The sequence below is a fragment of the Streptomyces sp. NPDC048612 genome, from assembly GCF_043199295.1.
Classification (GTDB): domain Bacteria; phylum Actinomycetota; class Actinomycetes; order Streptomycetales; family Streptomycetaceae; genus Streptomyces.
The window spans coordinates 651,050-669,253 of record NZ_JBICVV010000001.1 but is presented as its reverse complement, the minus strand read 5'-3'; the positions used below and the strand labels follow the sequence as shown (position 1 = coordinate 669,253).

The 18,204-nt window shown below is 72.1% G+C and carries 19 protein-coding genes; 11 read left to right on the top strand and 8 right to left on the bottom strand.

Annotated features, from left to right (window positions below):
- Positions 1-139: 139 nt before the first annotated feature.
- Positions 140-445 carry a hypothetical protein gene (locus ACGFN2_RS02775; RefSeq protein WP_362609445.1) on the bottom strand — a complete coding sequence of 102 codons (306 nt, stop codon included), beginning with the start codon at positions 443-445 and terminating at the stop codon, positions 140-142.
- Between the two features lie 206 nt (positions 446-651).
- Here ACGFN2_RS02775 and ACGFN2_RS02770 point away from each other — a divergent pair, with 206 nt between their 5' ends.
- Positions 652-1,677, top strand: coding sequence for an alpha/beta hydrolase (locus tag ACGFN2_RS02770; protein ID WP_393357010.1), 1,026 nt, complete (start codon positions 652-654; stop codon positions 1,675-1,677).
- A 104-nt stretch (positions 1,678-1,781) separates the two neighbouring features.
- Entirely contained in the window at positions 1,782-1,976 is a 195-nt protein-coding gene (locus ACGFN2_RS02765; RefSeq protein ID WP_362609440.1) for an antitoxin, read from the top strand.
- Positions 1,977-2,236: 260 nt separating this feature from the next.
- Here the strand turns inward: ACGFN2_RS02765 and ACGFN2_RS02760 are convergent, their stop codons facing one another.
- The 3 genes from ACGFN2_RS02760 to ACGFN2_RS02750 form a co-directional block, all read right to left on the bottom strand.
- Entirely contained in the window at positions 2,237-2,440 is a 204-nt protein-coding gene (locus ACGFN2_RS02760; protein ID WP_006601696.1) for a cold-shock protein, read from the bottom strand.
- A 304-nt stretch (positions 2,441-2,744) separates the two neighbouring features.
- Entirely contained in the window at positions 2,745-4,007 is a 1,263-nt protein-coding gene (locus ACGFN2_RS02755; protein ID WP_393357008.1) for a D-alanyl-D-alanine carboxypeptidase family protein, read from the bottom strand.
- 129 nt (positions 4,008-4,136) lie between these two features.
- Positions 4,137-5,009, bottom strand: coding sequence for an endonuclease I family protein (locus tag ACGFN2_RS02750; protein ID WP_393357006.1), 873 nt, complete (start codon positions 5,007-5,009; stop codon positions 4,137-4,139).
- Between the two features lie 574 nt (positions 5,010-5,583).
- Between ACGFN2_RS02750 and ACGFN2_RS02745 the strand changes: the two genes are divergently transcribed.
- Positions 5,584-5,994 (top strand): hypothetical protein, encoded by a 411-nt coding sequence (locus ACGFN2_RS02745; protein WP_362609432.1) that lies wholly within the window; start codon positions 5,584-5,586, stop codon positions 5,992-5,994.
- 118 nt (positions 5,995-6,112) lie between these two features.
- On the opposite strand, the gene ACGFN2_RS02740 is transcribed toward ACGFN2_RS02745, so the two are convergent.
- Positions 6,113-7,072, bottom strand: coding sequence for a LysR family transcriptional regulator (locus tag ACGFN2_RS02740; RefSeq protein ID WP_362609430.1), 960 nt, complete (start codon positions 7,070-7,072; stop codon positions 6,113-6,115).
- Positions 7,073-7,477: 405 nt separating this feature from the next.
- A complete protein-coding gene (gene ligD, locus ACGFN2_RS02735; RefSeq protein ID WP_393357003.1) occupies positions 7,478-8,392 on the bottom strand; it encodes a non-homologous end-joining DNA ligase in 915 nt (304 codons plus the stop codon).
- Between the two features lie 30 nt (positions 8,393-8,422).
- On the opposite strand from ligD, the gene ACGFN2_RS02730 reads away from it, so the two are divergent.
- Both ACGFN2_RS02730 and ACGFN2_RS02725 read left to right on the top strand, forming a co-directional pair.
- Positions 8,423-9,568, top strand: a complete 1,146-nt coding sequence (locus ACGFN2_RS02730) for a Ku protein (RefSeq protein ID WP_393357001.1) — start codon at positions 8,423-8,425, stop codon at positions 9,566-9,568.
- A 47-nt stretch (positions 9,569-9,615) separates the two neighbouring features.
- Complete coding sequence (locus ACGFN2_RS02725) at positions 9,616-9,990, top strand: RNA-binding S4 domain-containing protein (RefSeq protein ID WP_393356999.1); 375 nt, start codon at positions 9,616-9,618, stop codon at positions 9,988-9,990.
- Between the two features lie 45 nt (positions 9,991-10,035).
- Here the strand turns inward: ACGFN2_RS02725 and ACGFN2_RS02720 are convergent, their stop codons facing one another.
- Positions 10,036-10,461 carry a YchJ family metal-binding protein gene (locus tag ACGFN2_RS02720; protein ID WP_362609419.1) on the bottom strand — a complete coding sequence of 142 codons (426 nt, stop codon included), beginning with the start codon at positions 10,459-10,461 and terminating at the stop codon, positions 10,036-10,038.
- 198 nt (positions 10,462-10,659) lie between these two features.
- Between ACGFN2_RS02720 and ACGFN2_RS02715 the strand changes: the two genes are divergently transcribed.
- Both ACGFN2_RS02715 and ACGFN2_RS02710 read left to right on the top strand, forming a co-directional pair.
- Entirely contained in the window at positions 10,660-10,854 is a 195-nt protein-coding gene (locus ACGFN2_RS02715) for a hypothetical protein (protein WP_208679784.1), read from the top strand.
- 154 nt (positions 10,855-11,008) lie between these two features.
- Positions 11,009-12,859 carry a hypothetical protein gene (locus ACGFN2_RS02710; RefSeq protein WP_393356996.1) on the top strand — a complete coding sequence of 617 codons (1,851 nt, stop codon included), beginning with the start codon at positions 11,009-11,011 and terminating at the stop codon, positions 12,857-12,859.
- A gap of 57 nt (positions 12,860-12,916) precedes the next feature.
- Here the strand turns inward: ACGFN2_RS02710 and ACGFN2_RS02705 are convergent, their stop codons facing one another.
- On the bottom strand, positions 12,917-14,422 hold the full coding sequence (locus ACGFN2_RS02705; protein WP_362609414.1) for a PLP-dependent aminotransferase family protein: 1,506 nt from the start codon (positions 14,420-14,422) through the stop codon (positions 12,917-12,919).
- A gap of 107 nt (positions 14,423-14,529) precedes the next feature.
- On the opposite strand from ACGFN2_RS02705, the gene ACGFN2_RS02700 reads away from it, so the two are divergent.
- From ACGFN2_RS02700 to ACGFN2_RS02685, 4 genes are all read left to right on the top strand, one after another.
- A complete protein-coding gene (locus tag ACGFN2_RS02700) occupies positions 14,530-15,207 on the top strand; it encodes a YitT family protein (protein ID WP_393356994.1) in 678 nt (225 codons plus the stop codon).
- Entirely contained in the window at positions 15,204-16,004 is an 801-nt protein-coding gene (locus ACGFN2_RS02695; RefSeq protein WP_362609409.1) for a glycerophosphodiester phosphodiesterase family protein, read from the top strand. Before ACGFN2_RS02700 ends, ACGFN2_RS02695 begins: the two co-directional genes overlap by 4 nt.
- A 61-nt stretch (positions 16,005-16,065) precedes the next feature.
- The gene (locus ACGFN2_RS02690) at positions 16,066-17,430 is read left to right on the top strand and encodes an MFS transporter (RefSeq protein WP_393356992.1); all 1,365 of its coding nucleotides are present in this window, start codon (positions 16,066-16,068) and stop codon (positions 17,428-17,430) included.
- Positions 17,431-17,735: 305 nt separating this feature from the next.
- Positions 17,736-18,113, top strand: coding sequence for an RNA polymerase-binding protein RbpA (locus tag ACGFN2_RS02685; protein WP_030080286.1), 378 nt, complete (start codon positions 17,736-17,738; stop codon positions 18,111-18,113).
- Positions 18,114-18,204 lie beyond the last annotated feature (91 nt).

Below are 18,204 nucleotides of genomic sequence, written 5' to 3'. Positions count from 1 at the left end.
AACGGCGCGGCATCGAACGGCGCGGCGAAACGCTGCGGATGCGGCTGCGGCTGCGCCCGTACCCGGAGCGCGACCGTACGGCTGAGCCGGGCGGACGACGGCCGGTGGCGGGCGTCGGGGGTGGGCTCCGGTCGTGGGGCTACGTCCAGGGCCCGCCCCACCGCGGCCGGGCGTCCCGGCGTGATGCGGGGCGGCGCTCACGGCCGGTGCCGCGCCCGTTCCCCGGGCCGCCGCCACAGTCCCGGCCGCGGCCCGTCTCATGGCTGTGCGCCGCCTCGTGGTCCGGATCGCGGCTCGGGTCCAGGCCCAGCATGTCCATCAACAACGTCAGATCGTCCGCGCTCCGCGCATGGCCGGCCAGCGCCTTCCTGGCGAGCCGTCGTTCCTCGTCGCACGGCACGGCGCGGGATGCGGAGTCATCGGCACTGCGGTGTTCATCGCTCACCGCTGCATTCTCAGCCGGACCACCGGACCGTGCCCGTCGAGCGGGCCGGGGACCGCCCGGCGGGAACCGGCCGGGCGGCGCTGCTCCACACGGGTGGGACGAGCCCCCGGAGCGTCCCGCGGGCCCGGCTCACGGCGGGGAACCCCCGGCGGCCCTTTTCCCTCTTTATGAGCACTTGCACGTGATCACCCAGCCGCGGAGCCCCCTTGAAACGCCCCTACGCCGTCGCGCTCGCCGCCGCGCTCGCGCTCGCCTCCTCGCTGCTCACCGGCTGCTCGGACGCCGGTGAGCCGGTCGACTTCTCCGCCGGCGGGAAGGGCGACGGCGCCGCGCGGGCCAGGCCCGTCGACGACGGCACCCTCATGCCGACCGGCCCGAAGAGCGACTTCCGGATCACCCGCACCCTGGACGACGGCACCCACATAGCGCGGACGACGCTGCACGGCCGGAAATCCGGTGTCACCGGAAGCGTCTGGGTCTGGGCTCCCAAGGAATACACGGACCCCAGATACGCCAAAAGCGGATTTCCGGTGCTGATGGCCCTGCCGGGCGGCCTGGGCAGCCCCGAGGAGCCCGGTGGTGTCACGAACTACTGGGTCGGCGGCGACATCGAGCTGCAGGAGAACCTCACCCGGTGGACCGCGGAGGGCAAGAGCCTGCCGTTCATCGTGGTGATGCCGATGCTCAACCCGGACACCCGGTACCACGACGCCAGCGACATTCCCGGCAGCCAGAAGATGGGGACCTGGCTGACCGAGGACGTCGTCCAGCTGACCCGGGCCACCTTCCGCACCTTCAAGTCCCGCGACGGCTGGGCCTTCATGGGATCGTCCTCGGGCGGCTTCGCCGGTCTGAAGTCGGTGCTGAAGCACCCGGACAAGTTCAAGGCGGCGATAGCCAGCGGCCCGGACCTGGCACCGGATTCGCCGCTGTGGGCGGGCCACCAGGCGGAGCAGGCCGCCAACGATCCCGCGCGGCTCGCCCGGCGCCTGCTGCAGAAGGGCGGTCCGGACGTCTACCTCGCCTTCCAGGCCGGCTCCCAGGAGCCCGCCCGGGTCACCGACCCCATACACCGCTTCCGGCAGACCTACGGCAAGGGCCCGGTCCACACCGCCCTCCAGGTCATTCCCGGCGGCCGGCACAACGCCTGGGACTACCAGAAGGGCATGGCGGCCGGTTCGATCACGTTCATCAGCGACCGGATGAAAGCGCCGGTCCCGAGCGGCTCCTGAACCAGCGGCCGGGCGCCCGGCGGTGCCCCGTCGCGCGCGGATGCAGATCGTCTGGGAGAGGGTGATGCTGGAGTCGTGGGGGACCCTCGTGAGGAGGACGCATCATGTCCATGATGGACAAGATCAAGAGCATGCTGAAGGGCCACGAGAGCCAGACGGAGAAGGGCGTCGACAAGGCCGGCGACATGGTCGACGAGAAGACCCAGGGCAAGTACCAGGGCCAGGTCGACACCGGCCAGGACAAGCTCAAGGACCAGTTCGGCGGCGGGCAGGGCCCGGATCAGCCGCCGCGGACCTGAACCGGCGGCCCACCCGGCGGCACCTCACCGCCGGCCCGCCACCGCGCCGCACGGATGAGCCGTGCACCGGCGGACGATGCCTGACGCACCCGCCCACCCCAGATATCCCGATGCCGGAAACTCCGCAGCGGCCGCCACCCGCGCGGGCCGCGGGACGCTGCGACCGGATACCACCGACCGGGTGAGAGCGGGCCGCGCCCCACACGACGGTGCCCGCCCCCGGGGACCGGGAGCGGGCACCGAGGGGTGCGACGCCGGACCTAGGCCAGCCGGATCTTCTCCGCCTGAGGGCCCTTGTGGCCCTGGGTGACCTCGAAGGTCACCTTCTGGCCCTCCTGAAGCTCACGGAAGCCCGTGGCGTCGATGTTGGAGTAGTGCGCGAAAACATCGGCGCCACCGCCGTCCTGGGCGATGAAGCCGAAGCCCTTCTCCGAGTTGAACCACTTCACCGTGCCGGAAGCCATGTCCGTCTCCTTCGTTCATTGGGCTCGAATCGGCTTCCGCGTACTGCGGAACCCGGAGGTGATCGCCCTGGCCCGGAGACGCGCCACACAGCAAGGACGCCCGTGGAGGCGACACGGGCGTCCGGCACTTCGGAACCACGACAGCTGATCAGGACGCTACACCGAGCAACCCCCGGCAGGCCGCACAACCGTGACGGACGCGTCGCCCTTCACCGGGCAAGGCCAGCGGCTGTCCTCCGTATCCCTGACCGATCGGATGGGTGTGCGACGGCCGACGGCATGGCCGACGGCATGGCGGACGGCCTCAGGCGGACCCGCTCCCGGGCCCGGCCCCCTCGCCCGGTCCCTGGCGGGCGAGGCGCCGGCGCCGCCACAGCGCGGTGCCGAGCCCGGCAGCGGCGACGGCCCCGACGGCTCCGGCCACGGGCAGGAACCACCTGTACCGGGTGAACGGCGCGCCGTCCGTCTGCGCCCCGACCCCGGCCTTGTGCAGCGGCACGGACCGCGGCCGGTGGGTGACCGGCCGCAGTTCACCGGTGCGCTCGTCGGGCTCCAGGGCGGGCAGCACCCCGACGGCCGCGGCCCGGGGAGCCGCCTCGAAGCCCCAGTCCAGCAGGGCGCGGGTCTCCTCGTAGACGGCGTTCCGGCCGCCGGACTGCGGGTTCATGAGGGTCACCAGCAGGGTCCGGCCGCCGCGCCGGGCGGCGGCGATCAGGGTGTTGCCGGCGTGGCTCGTGTAGCCGTTCTTCACTCCGATCAGGCCGGCGTACGGCTTGACGCCGTGTGAGCCGACCAGCAGCCGGTTGGTGTTCTGGATGGTGAAGGCGTCCGGGCCGCCCTCCTGGGGGAGTTCGGCCTGTTTCGTCGAGGCGAAGTGGGCGAAGTCCCGGTCGGTCAGCCCGGCCTGCCCGAAGAGCGCCAGGTCGTAGGCGGACGAGACCTGCCCCGGCGTGTCGAATCCGTCGGCGGACGCCACCCGGGTGTCGCGGGCGCCGAGGCGCCGGGCCGTCTCCTGCATGTCGTCGATGGTCTTGCCCCAGCCGCCGTTCATGCTGGCCAGGGTGTGCACCGCGTCGCTGCCCGAGCTGAGGAAGACGCCGTGCCACAGGTCGGCGACCTGGTAGGGCATGTCCTCCCGGAGGCCGGCGAGGGAACTGCCCGCCTCGATCCCGGCCAGGTCCGCAAGGGAGACGGTGTGCACGGTCGACTGGGCGAACTTCGGCAGCACGGCCAGGGCGAAGAGCGTCTTGAGCGTGCTGGCCGGTGGCAGGGGCCGGTGGGCGTCCTTGGCCGCGAGGACCTTGCCGCTCGGCAGGTCCGTCACCATCCAGGACAGGGCGGAGACCTCCGGTGGCTCGGGCACGTCCCGCCGGGCCAGGAACCGCACACCGCGCCCGTCGAGCCGGTTCTCGACGTCGGCGGGTTCGGCCGCGTGCGCCCCGGGCCGCAGGTCGTCGATGCCATTGGGGCCATCGGCGACTGCCTGACCGGGCGCGGCCCACAGGCCCGCGGCACAAACGGTGGCGGCGGTGACGACTCTGACGGAGGCCCAACTCACGCTAGACATGTGGCCCACGCTAAAAACGACCGCGGCCGGGCGCCGGTTGGCCTACTCCATCCGATGCGCGGCGGGCCCCGACGGCCGTACGGGGCGGGCCGGGCCCGGTGGAAGGACCACCGGGCCCGGCCTGACGGGCTACCAGATCTCGTCGACCCACTCGGGGTGGTCGATGAACGGGTTCCTGTTGTGCTGGAACTTGTCGAATATCACCTGGTTGCGGTGCTTTTCGAAGGCGTCCGGCGCGTCCTGCTCGCTCCACTTCTTGAGGACGGAGAGCCGGCCGATGTGCGGCTGGGTTCCGTTGTCGACCTTGTCGTTGGGCTCCAGGTCGGGGAATCCGTCGCCGCCGTCGTAGCGGACGGCCATGTACAGGATCATGCGGGCGACATCGCCCTTGACCGCGTCACGGGGCTCGAAGGAGTCGTCGTCGCTGAGGCTTCCGGGCGCCTCGTCGACCTTCGACCCACCGTTGTCGAAGTCCTTGTTGCCGCGGATGCTGTTGACGGACACATCCTCCGGGCGCAGATGGTGGATGTCGGTACCGGGACCGGTGTCGGTGCCGAAATCACCGTGGGACTTCGCCCAGACGTGCTCACGGTTCCAGTCGTCCGGGTTGCCGCCGTGGGCGTCCTTGCTCTGCGAACGGCCCGTGTAGAGCAGGATCACGTTCGCGCTGTTGTCCGGGTCCTGGTCGGTTTCCTTGAGGGCGTCCCAGACCTCGTCGTACGACAGCTTTCCGGTCTGGGTGCTGCTGATGATCTTGTGCAGCGCGTCCTTGAGCGCCTGGCCGGTCTTGCCTTCGGCGTCCTTGTAGTACGTGTCGTCATACGACGTGCCGTCAGCCGTGCCGGACGGCTTCTGGGCGGTGGAGGCGCCGTCGGCGCGGTGCGGTGCGGCCGAGCCGGCCGTCGCGTTCGCCGGAATCTGTGCGGCCACCGCTGTCAGCGCCGCGCCGGCGGCGATGGCCAGCGCGATACGGGCGCGACGGGTCACGCGGTTGTTGTCCACGAGAGTGTCCTCTCCCCGAATTGTGGCGCCGAGCCGCGAAATGTGGGGCACGACCGGCACCGGCCGTTGGGAGCGGCCGCCAGGAAGCTTTCCATCACGGCAATCACCACAGTGTGAACACCGGGCAAGAGTTATGTGCCCACCCCGTGTGAATCACCGAATTCACCCGAAAATGCCGCGGTGATCGACACTCCGTCAGAACTCCACCACCCACGGGACTTTCGGTTCGGCAGTCGTGGACTTCGCCGGTTTGAGGCTTCCCACCAGGGATGTTCCGTATACGGCGGATTCCGGCTCCGCCGGTGAGTGGTGCGGAGAATGCCTGATGTTCACCAAGGGTCCTGCAATGGCGGCGTGTTGAGCAAGGAACGCGGATGAATACGGGTGAATACCGAGAAGTCGCGCCGGCCTGACGACCGCCACGGCGGTGAGGAAGCGGCGGTGTGCCTTGGGCTCATCGGGTGAACCCGTGCCCGCTGCGCAACCGAACCGGTACCGCCTCGCTTCCGAAGCATCGAGAGCCGCATGCACCGCATCCCTTGAACCCTTCGGACCGTGAGTTGTGGAGGCCCCCATGTCGTACGACCGCTCCACTCGCCCGCCCTACGGCGTGGCGCCGGAGTATGTGCTCGCTCCCCCGCGCCCCGAGGACCGCCTCGGCGCGCCCGCGCCGCAGTCCCCGTCCCTCCCGGGCCATGCGCTGCCGCCACCGCGCCCGGAGGACCGGCTGCACTTCGGCCCGCCGTACCCGCAGGACCGGCCGCTCCCGCGCCCCGAGGAGCAGCGGCAGGGGCCGGTGGCGATGCCGGATCGCCGGCGGCTGGACCTTCAGGCCGCGCTGACCGCGGCCGGTGTCGCACCGACGGACGGCGACCTGGCCGCCCTGGCGGAGATCGCGGCCCTGGGCGACACCACGGCCGGCGCCGTCATCAACTGGCTGGGAACCGCCGCGCGCGGCTCCTGGCCGCACCCGCACGCGGTGTGACACGGCCTGCCGCCGGACCGCGGGGTGACGAGGCGTCGGCCGGCCGCTGATCCCGGCACGCCTTCCGCGGCGTCCGTCGCGCGGGGCCGTGCCGGGTGAACTGCCCGGACGCCCGGGATCAGCGGGCCGGCCCCGCCGTCCGCCGCGCGGGCTGGGCCCACTCCGGTGTCCAGATCCCGGTGGCGGGACGGCCGGGGTAGGCGGAGGTGAGGTGCCGGCGGAGTGCGGCGAGCCCGGGGTGGGGGTTGTCGGTGCGCCAGATCAGTGAGTGCGGGTACACCGGGGCCGGGTCCCGCAGGGGAATACGCCGCAGGTCGTGCCCGGCGGGCCAGACCAGCGGGGTCTGCCCGCCGACGAAGGTGGCCAGCGTCGAGGAGCCGGCGATCGTGTCGAGCAGGTGCTCGATGCCGAAGTCGGGTCCGATCGTGTCGATGGTGAGCCCGAACGCGGCGGCGAGTGCGTCGTAGTAGGCGGCCCATTCGGTGTCGGCGGCATTGCTGGGCATCCAGATCCGGCGCCCGGCGAGCTGTGCGGGAGCGATGGCGCGGGCGCCGGCGAACTCGTGGGCCGGGCCGGTGAACAGGCAGAGCGGTTCGTCGAGGACCACGGTGGCACCGATGCCCTCGGGCAACTCCCGGCCCGGCCTGAGCACGGCGCGGAAGGTCGCGTCGATGGTGCCGGCCCGGACGGCGGCGATGGCCTCGTCGGCGGTGAACAGGGTCACCACGTCGAGGTCGGTCTCCGGGTACGCGCGATGGAAGTCACGGAGCAGCCCTGCCACGGAGAGACGTCGGCCGATCACGTCGACGCGCAGTGCCCGGCACCCTGGCCGTACGGATGCGGCGGCCCGCTCCTCGGCCTGCAGCAGTGCCCTGGCGTGCGGGAGGAAGGCCTGCCCGTCGATGGTGAGCCGGGCTCCCCGGACCGGCCGGCCGAACAGGGGCACGCCGAGGTCTCGCTCCAGTGCGGAGATGCGTTTGGAGACCGCCTGCTGAGTGATCGCCAGCTCGGCGGCGGCTTCCTGGAACTGTCCCGTGTCGACGGCGGCGACGAAGGTGCGTACGGCGTTGAGGTCCACGACGAAGACCCTAGTGGAACAACCAGGCGTTGTTCATGGAGTCGAAATGATTGTTTGATTCCGCTGCTTGCGGCCAGCTTTGATGAGCGTGATCAACGTGTGGTTGATCAGCCCCCCTCGCTGGCTCTGCCGGAATTCCGGGAGCGGGTCCGGGCGGATGGGTGCGGCGGCGGGACGTGACCACGTGCCCGGCGCCGGACCGCGCCCGCCGTGCGCCCGCGGCCGGTGCGGGGCTTCCCCTACGCCCGGAGGTGTCTCCCCGGCGCACCTCTTCGTCAGGGAACTCGCCGTACTGGATGCGTCCTCCGCCGAACACGGCACCAGGCCACCGTGACCCCCCTCGCCTCCGACGTGAAGGGCGTCTTCGGAGTGGACGTCTGGGAGGGCGTGGTCTGAGGGCAGCCCTCAGGCAGAGCCCGGCCCGGAGGGCGCCACGGCCGGCAGGGGGCGGGCCCGGTGCGGGTCGAGGAGGGGGGCGAGCAGGTCGCCGTGGCGTTCGCAGCGGGGGGCGATATCGCTGTAGAGGAAGGTGAGTTGCCGCGGATCGGTGCAGTCGGCGATCTCGTCCCAGGTGACCGGGGTCGAGACGGTGGGGGTGGCACGGGCGCGCAGGGTGTAGGCGACCGCGGTGGTCTTGGCGGCGGCGTTCTGGGAGAAGTCGATGAAGACCTTGCCGGGGCGCAGCGCCCTGGTCATCTTGAGCAGGACCAGGGCGGGGAGGGCCGCCGCGGCCTCGACGGCGAGGCTCCTGGCGTAGGCGGTGGTCCGCTCGGACGGGGTGGGTTCGACGGGCACGATGAGGTGCAGGCCCTTGGAGCCGCTGGTCTTGGCGTACACGTCGAGGCCGTCGGCGGCCAGCCGGCCGTGCAGCCACCGGGCGGCGGTGCAGCATTCCACGATGGTGGCCGGGGCGCCGGGGTCGAGGTCGAAGACCAGCCGGTCGGCGAGGCCCGGCGCCTGGCGGGTCCACTGCGGGGTGTGCAGCTCGACGACCAGGTTCGCGGCCCAGACGAGTGAGGGCAGGTCCTGCAGGAGGACCTGGCGGGTGGGCCCTGACGTCGAATGGGGGACTTCGCACGTCTTCACCCAGGAGGGCGTGCCGGGCGGCACGTTCTTGGTGAAGAAGCGCTGGCCGTCGGGCCCGTCGGGGTAGCGCAGGAAGGAGAGCGGCCGGTCACGGAGGTGGGCGAGCAGCGGGTCCGCTGTGGTGGTGCAGTAGTGCAGCACCTCGCCCTTGGTGGTGCCGGTCTCGGGATAGAGGACCTTGTCCAGGTTGCTCAGCGAGAGGCGCCGCCCCTCCACAACGGTGATCGGCGACATACGATGAGAATCCCACACAAGGGATGAAATATGCGTTCTATATGGAATGGGTCCATATCGTTCGGTCTGGTCACCATCCCCGTGAAGACCTACAGCGCCACCGACCGCACCTCGTCGGTGTCTTTCGTGCGCATCCACGAGAAGGACGGCGCGCAGGTCCAGTACCGGAAGATCTGTGAGCTGGACGGTGAGGAAGTCCCGAACGAGGAAGTCGGCAAGGGCTACCAGGCGCCCGGCGACGACACCATCGTGCCGATCACCGACGAGGATCTGTCCCGCCTCCCGATGCCCACCGCCAAGACGCTGTCCATCCTGTCGTTCGTCGACCCCGACGAGATCGACCCGCTGCAGATGGACAAGGCCTACTACCTGGGGCCCAACGGGGCGGCCGCCGCGAAGCCGTACGCGCTGCTGCGGGAGGCGCTGGAGGACCACCGGAAGGTCGCGGTCGGCAAGGTGGCGATGCGGGGGCGGGAGTCGCTGGCGATGCTGCGGGCGCACGACGGGGCGATCGTGATGCACACCCTGCTGTGGCCTGATCAGATCCGGCCCGTCACCGGTGTGGCACCCGAGGACGTCGAACTCCGCGAGAACGAGCTGAGGCTCGCCGAGACCCTGATGGACTCCCTGGGCGAGCTGGACCCCGCCGAACTCCACGACGACTATCGCGAGGCCGTCGAGGAGCTGGTCGCCGCCAAGCTGGAGGGCGAGCCGGTCGCCGCCGCCGCTTCGGGCACGTCCGGCGCACAGGTCATCGACCTCACGGCGGCACTGGAGAAGAGCGTGCGGGCGGCCCGGGGCACCCCGGAGACCGGCACGGAGTCCGGGCCGGCATCCGTGACACCCCTGCGGGGACGGAAGGCGGCGAAGAAGGACGCCGGGCAGGGCACCGCCGGGAAGAGCGGCGCGGCGGAGAAATCGGCGAGGACGGCGAAGACCGCGGCGGCCAAGAAGACCTCGGCAGCCACCGCGAAGAAGGCTCCAGCCAAGAAGGCTCCGGCGACGAAGACCGCGGCCGCCGCGAAGTCCACCGGCGGGCGGGCGAAGGACACCGCGGCGGCCAAGAGGGCCACAGCCGCCGGTACTTCCCGCAAGGCCGCGTCCGGGAAGACCACGTCGAAGAGCACCGCCAAGAAGGCCGCGGCCAAGAAGACGACGAAGAGGTCGTCCGCGTGAGGGCCGTCGCGCCACCCGGACGGCGGCGGCCGTTCTAGAGTCTTGGTATGGCTTCAGACGAAGGGACCACCCGCATCGACAGCTGGATCTGGTCGGTACGGCTCACCAAGACGCGCTCGCTGGCCGCCGCGGCCTGTCGCGCGGGGCACGTACGGGTCAACGGTGAGCGGGTGAAGCCGGCCCACGGCGTGCGCAACGGCGACGAGGTGCGACTGCGGCACGCGGGCCGGGAGCGGATCGTGGTCGTCTCGCGGCTGGTGCGCAAGCGGGTCGGCGCGGCCGTCGCGGCGGAGTGCTTCATCGACAACAGCCCGCCGGTCCCGCCGCGGGCGGAGGTTCCGGTGACCGGGCTGCGTGACCGCGGCACCGGACGCCCCACCAAGCGCGACCGCCGCGAGATCGACCAGCTGCGCGGCCTGTGACCCGGGCCGGCCCGCACACCACGGGCCGGCCCCGAAAGGTGACCGCTACGAGGACGCCAGTGCGTCGAGATAGACCCACTGGCCGCCCTCGCGGACGAAGCGGCTGTGCTCGTACTGGCTGTCGGCGTGCCCGTGTCGGCTGTAGTGAGCGCGGAATTCGACGGTGCCTTCGGTGTGGAAGGCGCTGCCGCCGGTCGTGCCGAGGATGTCCAGGCCGGTCCACCGCTGCGCCGGTTCGAGGTCGAGGGCGGCCGGGCGGGTCGTCGGGTGCCAGGTGCGCAGCAGATAGCCGGTGTCACCGACCACGAAGGCGCTGTAGCGCGAGCGCATCAGGCGCTCCGCCGTCGGGGCCGTGGCGCGCCCCTCATGAAAGGCGGCACAGCAGTCGCGGTAGGTCGCGTCGCGTCCGCAGGGGCACGGCGAGGCGGGGGTGACGGCGGCGGGGCGGGGCTTGTTCTTCTGCTTCGACACCCCACGATTGTGCCGGGTCGGCGGGGGCGGACCGCGACACGCCGAGAGCACAGCCGGACCCGGCACGCCTTGGAGATACCCCCATTTAGGGAATTTCCCCGACAAATCACCCATTTGTAGCTTTTCCTGGCTTGATACGTGCTGTGAGGCTGGAAGAACTCATGGTGACCGTCCCCACCACCCAGGAGAGAACCCCCCATGATTCTGTCCATTTCCGGCGTCGTCCTGCTCGGCATCATCGTCTTCCTCTTCTTCCGGAAAGACGGCCTGAAGTTGTCCCACGCTCTGGTCTCCGCGCTCTTCGGGTTCTACCTCGCCAGCTCCGCCATCGCGCCCAGCATCAAGGCCGGCGGTGCGAGCCTGGCCAGCCTCCTCGGGGGGATCAAGATCTAGCGGACAGCCCCGTCCGCTTCCGGCGCACCACCACGGGTCCCGCCCGAACGGGCCGCACCGTTTCCCGTCCGGGCGGCTCCGTATGCGGCCCGCTCCCCCGCCCGCGGCCCACGCCGGTTCCCGCCCGCCCACCGCACGAGCAACAGGAGAAGACGTGGCCCGGCGCCCCCTGCCCCGCATCCTGACCCACAGCGCACCGCTCGCCCGTATGGCACACAGCGCCCCGCTCGCCCGCGGCCGCGAACTCGCGCGCACCGCCGCCGACAGCGCCTCCGACGTGTTCCATCCGCTGATCACCATCGGCCGCGGGCTGCGCCGGCTGGGCGCGGCCGGCCGGGGACGCTGGGCCGAGACGCCCAAGGACCAGCGCGGCCCGCTGGCCTTCTTCGTGGGCGCGTGCGGCCTGGTGGTGTGGCTGGTGCCGTACGGACCGCTGCTCGCCCTGATCGCGGTCATGGGCGCGGGGGCCTGGGCGGGGCGGGAGCGTACGCCGGTGGTGACCGGCCCCAGCGAGGCCGAGACCGAGCGGCTGCGGGCGCTCTACGAGGCGCTGGTCCCCTACCTCTCCGCCGAGGGGGACCCCAGCCCCCTGTACGCGCACGGCGGTGACTGGGCGGCGGCCTTCGCCGAGTACGCCTTCGACGACGACGGGCGCCTGGAGCGGCTGCAGCTGAAGTACCCGGCGTACTTCACCGACGGTGAGGACCGGTCCCGGGTCCGCATCGAGCAGGTGCTGTACGCCAAGGCCGGCCGCGGCCGGGAGTACCGGTTCACCTGGGACGAGCTGGCCAATCAGCTCACCCTGACGGTGCTGGACCCGCTGCCCACGGACATCGCCGCACAGCGCTTCGTCACCGCGCCCGGCGAGACGGTGCTCGGCTTCACCGACCCGGACTCCGTACAGCGGACCCTGCCGGTCACCGGCGGGGAGGAGACCCGGGACGCCCCGCCGGCGGTCTGGCGCACCGGGCAGCGCTCCACCGAACCGCATCTGCTCGTCCTGGGGCAGCCGGGGACCGGCACCACGACCCTGCTGCGCTCGATCGCGCTGCAGGCGCTGCAGCACGGCGATGTGCTGGTCATCGACGGCGGCGGCACCGGTGAGTACGGGTGTCTCGCCGGGCGCGGCGGCGTGCTCGGGGTGGAGAGCGGGCTGGCGGGGGCGCTGGCGACGCTGGAGTGGGCGTCGCACGAGACCGAGCGGCGGCTGATCGCGGGCAATCGGGCGCGGCAGGCCGGCACGGCGGCACCGGACGACACCCGGCGCCCGTTGTGGATCATCGCGGACCGTCCGACGGCGCTGTCCCACATCGCGGTCGCCGAGGGCCTGGACGATCCGCAGCAGTGGCTCCAGATGCCGCTGCGGCACGGGCGGGCCGCGGCGGTCACGGTGGTGGTGGCCGACCAGTTCGAGACCGCCGAGCTGCTGAGCGATCCGGTACGGGCGCACACCAAGGCGCGGGTGGTGCTCGGTCCGGCCACAGCGGAGGAGGTACGGGCGGTGCTCGGCGCACCGCCGCACACCACGCCGCCGGCGCAGGTCCCGCCGGGGCGCGGCTATGCGCGGCTGGGCGGCGCGCCCGTGCTGCGGCTCCAGGTGCCGGCCACCCCCGATCCGCTCGACGACGCCACCGGCCAGGCGCACCGGGAGGCCGTGCTGGCGCTGCTGCCGGAGCGTACGGTCCCGGCGGACGGGGCGGCCCCCACCGAGCCGGTGACCGGCGGCACGGCGGTGGACGTCGGCAAGCGGGCGGGTGCCGGGGCGGTGGAGGCCGGTGCGTCCGGGCGTGCCCCGGTGAGCGAAGCGGACGACGGGCCCACGGCGGCCGGTGCGGCACCGGACGCGGAGGAGTCCGGCGCAGCCGCCGACCCGTCCACGGCCGAGCCGGTGGGCGCGAGCGCGCGGGTGCGGACCGACAAGGGCGGCGAAAGCCGTGTGCTCACCAAGGGCGGCGAGCCCCGCGTGATCAAGGGCACGGTGGAGGCCGTCCGGGCAGAAGGGTGAGACTCCTCCGCCCCACGGCGGCCCCGGAGGCCCGGCCGGAGCGGAGGAAACGCCCCGTCAGGCCACGAACGGGTGCCGCAGCTCCGCCTCCACGGGCGCGCCCGTCGCCACGAGCCGCGCGGCACCGGCCAGCCGGACCGCGGCCTCGTCGGCGACCGCACCGCTGACCGTGAACGGCAGCCGTACGAAGCCCTCGAAGGCGCCGTCGACGCCGAACCGCGGGCCGGAGGGCACCCGCACCCCGAGCCGCTCCCCCGCCTCGGCGATCCGGGAGCCGGAGAGTCCGCCGGTGCGCGCCCAGAGCGTGAGGCCGCCGCGGGGCACGCTGAACTCCCAGTCGGGAAGGTGCCGGTGCAGCGCCCCGACGATCGCGTCGCGGTTCTCGCGGGCCTGCTCGCGGCGGATGCCGATGGCCTGCTCCCAGCCGCCGGACTCCAGGAGCGAGGCGATGGCGAGCTGTTCGAGGACGGGTGAGCCCAGGTCGGAGTAGGCGCGGGCGGCGACCAGACTGCGGATGATGTCGGGGGCGGCGCGCACCCAGCCGATCCGCATCCCGGCCCAGAACGCCTTGCTCGCCGAACCGACCGTGATCACCGCGCTGCCGGCCGGGTCGAACGCGCAGACCGGACGGGGTGGTTCGGCGTCCTCGTCCAGCCGCAGCTCGGTCATCGTCTCGTCGACCACGAGCAGGGTGCCGGCCGAGCGGGCGGCGTCGACGAGACGGCGGCGCTGGTCCTCGGTGGCGAGGGTGCCGGTGGGGTTGTGGAAGTCGGCGACCACATAGGCCATGCGCGGGGCGGCGTCGCGCATCACCTGGCGCCAGACGGGGATGTCCCAGCCGGCCAGCTTGTCCCCGAGCGCGACCGGGACGAGCCGGGCACCGGCATCCCGCATCAGCTGCAGGATGTTGGCGTACGAGGGCGAGTCGACGGCCACGCGTTCGCCGGGACCGGTACAGAGCCGGCAGATCGCGGCGACCGCGCCCATCGCGCCGGTGGTCACCATGATCTGTTCCGGCATGGTGGGGATGCCGCGGGCGGTGTAGCGGTCCGCGAGGGCCTGACGCAGGACGGGCAGGCCGGCCGGGTAGTCGCCGTGGGTGTGGGAGTAGAGCGGAAGGTCGGCCATGGCGCCCTGGACGGCACGGGTCAGCCAGGGCTCGGGGGCCGGGAGGGCGGCGCAGCCGAGGTCGATCATGGAACCGGCCGCCTCCGGGGGCAGCGGTTCCAGACCGCGGGTGGGCAGCGGATTCCCGGCCGGGACGGCGGTCCAACTGCCCGAGCCGCGCCGGGACTCCAAGAACCCCTCGGCGCGCAGCGCTTCATAGGCGGCGGCGACGGTGGTGCGGCTGACGCCGAAGGCGGCGGCCAGTTCGCGTTCGGCCGGCAGCCGGGCGGCGACCGGTATCCGGCCTTCCAGTACGAGCAGGCGCACTCCGTCGGCGAGGCTGCGATAGGCGGGCAACCGGCGGCCACCGACCGCGAGTTGGGCGTCGCGCGGGTCCTGCGACCGGAGCAGCCGGGCGAGTTGGGGTGCGCCAACCGCTGAAGTCCACTGAGCCATGAAGATCAGTCCACCTTCCCCGAATTGGCTCTACTTCCCGAGCCCGGACACGCCACATGGTGTCATGCGTCGGTCCAATCCTGCCAGGAGGGGGAAATTTCGTGTCCATGATCAGTAGGCCCGGCCCGGGGAGGGGCCTACGGGCGCGGCGCCTGGTCCAGCTCTACACGGGACTGACGCTGTACGGCGTGAGCATGGGCCTGATGCTGCGGGCCGAGCTGGGACTGGAACCCTGGAGCGTGCTCAACCAGGGCATATCCCGTCATACGGGGCTGTCGATCGGCACCGTCACCATCGTCTCCGGCGCACTGATCCTGCTGCTGTGGATTCCGCTGCGCCAGCGGCCCGGCCTGGGCACGGTGTCCAATGTGGTGATCCTCGGGCTGGTGATGGACGCGACGCTCGCCTGGGTTCCGGAGCTGCACTCGCTGGGCGCCCGTATCCCGCTGCTGGCCGGTGCCGTCCTCCTGAACGGCGCCGCGACCGGGCTGTACATCTCCGCCGACTTCGGCCCGGGGCCGCGGGACGGGCTGATGACCGGGCTGCAGCGGCGGACCGGCCGCCCGGTGCGGCTGGTGCGGACCTGCATCGAGGTGACGGTGCTCGCGGCGGGCTTTCTGCTCGGCGGGTCCGTCGGCGTCGGCACGGTCGTCTACGCACTGGCCATCGGCCCGCTGGCGCAGTTCTTCCTCCGCCGCTTCGCGCTCCGGGACGCAGCCGTGCAGCCGTCCCCGGTGGTGGCCCGCGGGGAGCCGTCACCTGAGCGCGCCATACTGCCGGAGTGACCTCAGCGATACGCATCCGCCACGCCTATCTCGACCACCCCACCCCGCTCCCCTTCGCCCACCGGGGCGGGGACGCGGAAGGTCTGGAGAACACCGCGGCCGCCTTCCGCCGGGCGGTCGGCCTCGGCTACCGCTACCTGGAGACCGATGTGCACGCCACCTCGGACGGCAGGCTCGTCGCCTTCCACGACGCGACCCTCGACCGCGTCACGGACACCCGGGGCGCCATCGGACAGCTCCCCTGGCGGGCGGTGCGCCGGGCCCGGGTCGGCGGGCAGGAACCGCTGCCGCTGTTCGAGGAGCTGCTGGAGGAGTTCCCGGAGGCGCGCTGGAACGTCGACCTCAAGGCCGAGGCCGCGCTGCCGCCGCTGCTGGACCTGCTGCGCCGTACGCACGCCTGGGACCGGGTGTGCGTCGGCTCGTTCTCGGAGGCCCGGGTGGCGCGGGCCCAGCGGCTGGCCGGCCGGCGGATGGCGAGCTCGCTCGGCACCCGCGGCGTGGCCGGGCTGCGGCTGCGCTCGTACGGCCGGGGTGTGCTGCCGCTCGACCGGCTGCTGGGCGCGGCGGTACGGCGCAGCGCGGTCTGCGTGCAGGTCCCCGAGCGGCAGTCCGGTCTCCCGGTCGTCGATCCGCTGTTCCTGCGCGCCGCGCATGCGCTGGGCATGCAGGTCCACGTCTGGACGGTCAACGACCCGGACCGGATGACCGCCCTGCTGGACCTCGGCGTGGATGGCATCATGACGGACCACATCGAGACGCTGCGGACGGTGCTGACCGAGCGGGGTTGCTGGGTCTGAGCCGCCCGGGGGCCGTCGGCCGTCCGCCGCCGTGAACGGGGACGGGAAAACGGGGGCGGGAGTGCGCGACGCATCGGCCGGGGCCGTGGACGAGACGGCTGAGCGGCGCCGCGAACAGCGCGGCTGGTACTGGTACGACTGGGCCAACAGCGTCTACTCGACCACCGTGCTGACGGTCTTCCTCGGGCCGTATCTGACATCGGTGGCGAGGGCGGCGGCGGACGCGCACGGCTTTGTCCACCCGCTGGGTGTTCCGGTGCGCGCGGGTTCCTTCTACGCGTACACGGTGTCCGCCTCACTGCTGCTGTCCGTACTGGCCATGCCGCTCGCCGGGGCGGTGGCCGACCGGACCGGCCGGAAGAAGCCGCTGCTGGGCTGCTGCGCCTACGTGGGCGCGGCGGCGACGACCGGGATGTTCTTCCTGAACGGCGAGCGCTATCTGCTCGGCGGGGCGCTGCTGATCCTCGCGAACGTGGCGTTCGTGGTGTCGATGATGCTCTACAACTCCTTCCTGCCGCAGATCGCCGGCCCCGGCGAACGGGACGCGGTCTCCTCCCGGGGCTGGGCCTTCGGCTACGCGGCCGGGGCACTGGTCCTGGTGGCCAACCTGGTGCTCTACGGCGCACACGACTCCTTCGGGATATCCGAGGGCACCGCGGTACGCATCTGCCTGGCGTCGGCGGGACTGTGGTGGGGGACGTTCTCGCTGATCCCGCTGCGCCGGCTGCGCGACCGCCGGACGGCCGCCACCGGAGCGCCCGGAGAGGCGGGCGGCGCCTCGCCCCGCCAGGGGTGGCGGCAGCTGCGCAGGACGCTCCGCGGGATGCGGCGCCGCCCCCTGACCCTCGCCTTCCTGCTGGCCTATCTCGTCTACAACGACGGGGTGCAGACGGTGATCACCCAGGCGTCCGTGTACGGCTCCGAGGAGTTGCGGCTGGACCAGACGACGCTGATCATCGCGGTCCTTCTGGTGCAGGTGCTGGCCGCGGCGGGCGCCCTGCTGATGGGCCGCCTCGCCCGGCGGTACGGCGCACAGCGGACCATCCTGGGCTCGCTGGTGGCCTGGACACTGACCCTCACGGCCGGCTACTTCCTGCCCGCCCGGGAGCCGCTGTGGTTCTTCGCGCTCGCCGCCGGCATCGGCCTGGTCCTGGGCGGCAGCCAGGCGCTCTCGCGTTCGCTGTTCTCCCATCTGGTGCCGCGCGGCGAGGAGGCGGAGTACTTCTCCGCGTACGAGATCAGCGACCGGGGCGTGAGCTGGCTGGGGCCGTTGGTGTTCGGGGTCGCCTATCAGCTCACCGGGAGCTACCGGGACGCGATCGTGTCCCTGGTGGCGTTCTTCGTGACCGGATTCGTCCTGCTGGCGCGGGTCCCGGTGGGCCGGGCGATCGCGGCGGCCGGAAATCCTGTACCTGACCGGATTTAGTCTCCGGGCGTGCGGGGCGGTAGTGTACGCCTTTGGCTCACCAGGCGGACCGTTACTGCGCGCTCAAGCATGGAAGGCGCTGGGTGACATCTGCTGCCAGATGTGACAAACCGGGCGCCGGTGGGTACAACAAGGGGCGGCACGAAGGTAGGCAGCGGCGCACAGCGCCTCCGTCAAGGGCGGTGGTGGGCGACGGGTGGGCTCAAATCCCGGATTCGGGAATCTTCACCGCCGACCGGACGTTGACCGGATGACGACGACAGCGACACCTGTCCTGTGGGCGACAAGCCCGGGAGGCACGATTCATGAGTGAGCGAGCTCTCCGCGGCACGCGACTCGTGGTGACCAGCTACGAGACCGACCGCGGCATCGACCTGGCCCCGCGCCAGGCGGTGGAGTACGCATGCGAGAACGGACATCGATTCGAGATGCCGTTCTCGGTTGAGGCCGAGATTCCGCCGGAGTGGGAGTGCAAGGTATGCGGTGCACCCTCTCTTCTGGTGGATGGGGACGGCCCCGAGGAGAAGAAGGGTAAGCCCGCGCGTACGCACTGGGACATGCTCATGGAGCGGCGCACCCGCGAGGAGCTGGAGGAGGTGCTGGCCGAACGGCTGGCCGTCCTGCGCTCCGGCACCATGAACATCGCCGTGCATCCGCGCGACAGCAACCGCAAGTCCGCCTGACGACGGACCTGCACAGAGCAGCACGCAAGGGCCGGGGCCACTGCACCACGCAGTGACCCCGGCCCTTGTCGCGTCCGCTCGGCCGGCCGCC

Coding starts and splice junctions, on each gene's coding strand:
- ACGFN2_RS02700 (WP_393356994.1), top strand. CDS start 14,530: ATGATCAGTAGGCCCGGCCCGGGGAGGGGCCTACGGGCGCGGCGCCTG.
- ACGFN2_RS02730 (WP_393357001.1), top strand. CDS start 8,423: ATGCGTTCTATATGGAATGGGTCCATATCGTTCGGTCTGGTCACCATC.
- ACGFN2_RS02685 (WP_030080286.1), top strand. CDS start 17,736: ATGAGTGAGCGAGCTCTCCGCGGCACGCGACTCGTGGTGACCAGCTAC.
- ACGFN2_RS02755 (WP_393357008.1), bottom strand. CDS start 4,007: ATGTCTAGCGTGAGTTGGGCCTCCGTCAGAGTCGTCACCGCCGCCACC.
- ACGFN2_RS02760 (WP_006601696.1), bottom strand. CDS start 2,440: ATGGCTTCCGGCACGGTGAAGTGGTTCAACTCGGAGAAGGGCTTCGGC.
- ACGFN2_RS02705 (WP_362609414.1), bottom strand. CDS start 14,422: ATGGCTCAGTGGACTTCAGCGGTTGGCGCACCCCAACTCGCCCGGCTG.
- ACGFN2_RS02765 (WP_362609440.1), top strand. CDS start 1,782: ATGTCCATGATGGACAAGATCAAGAGCATGCTGAAGGGCCACGAGAGC.
- ACGFN2_RS02745 (WP_362609432.1), top strand. CDS start 5,584: ATGTCGTACGACCGCTCCACTCGCCCGCCCTACGGCGTGGCGCCGGAG.
- ligD (WP_393357003.1), bottom strand. CDS start 8,392: ATGTCGCCGATCACCGTTGTGGAGGGGCGGCGCCTCTCGCTGAGCAAC.
- ACGFN2_RS02715 (WP_208679784.1), top strand. CDS start 10,660: ATGATTCTGTCCATTTCCGGCGTCGTCCTGCTCGGCATCATCGTCTTC.
- ACGFN2_RS02725 (WP_393356999.1), top strand. CDS start 9,616: ATGGCTTCAGACGAAGGGACCACCCGCATCGACAGCTGGATCTGGTCG.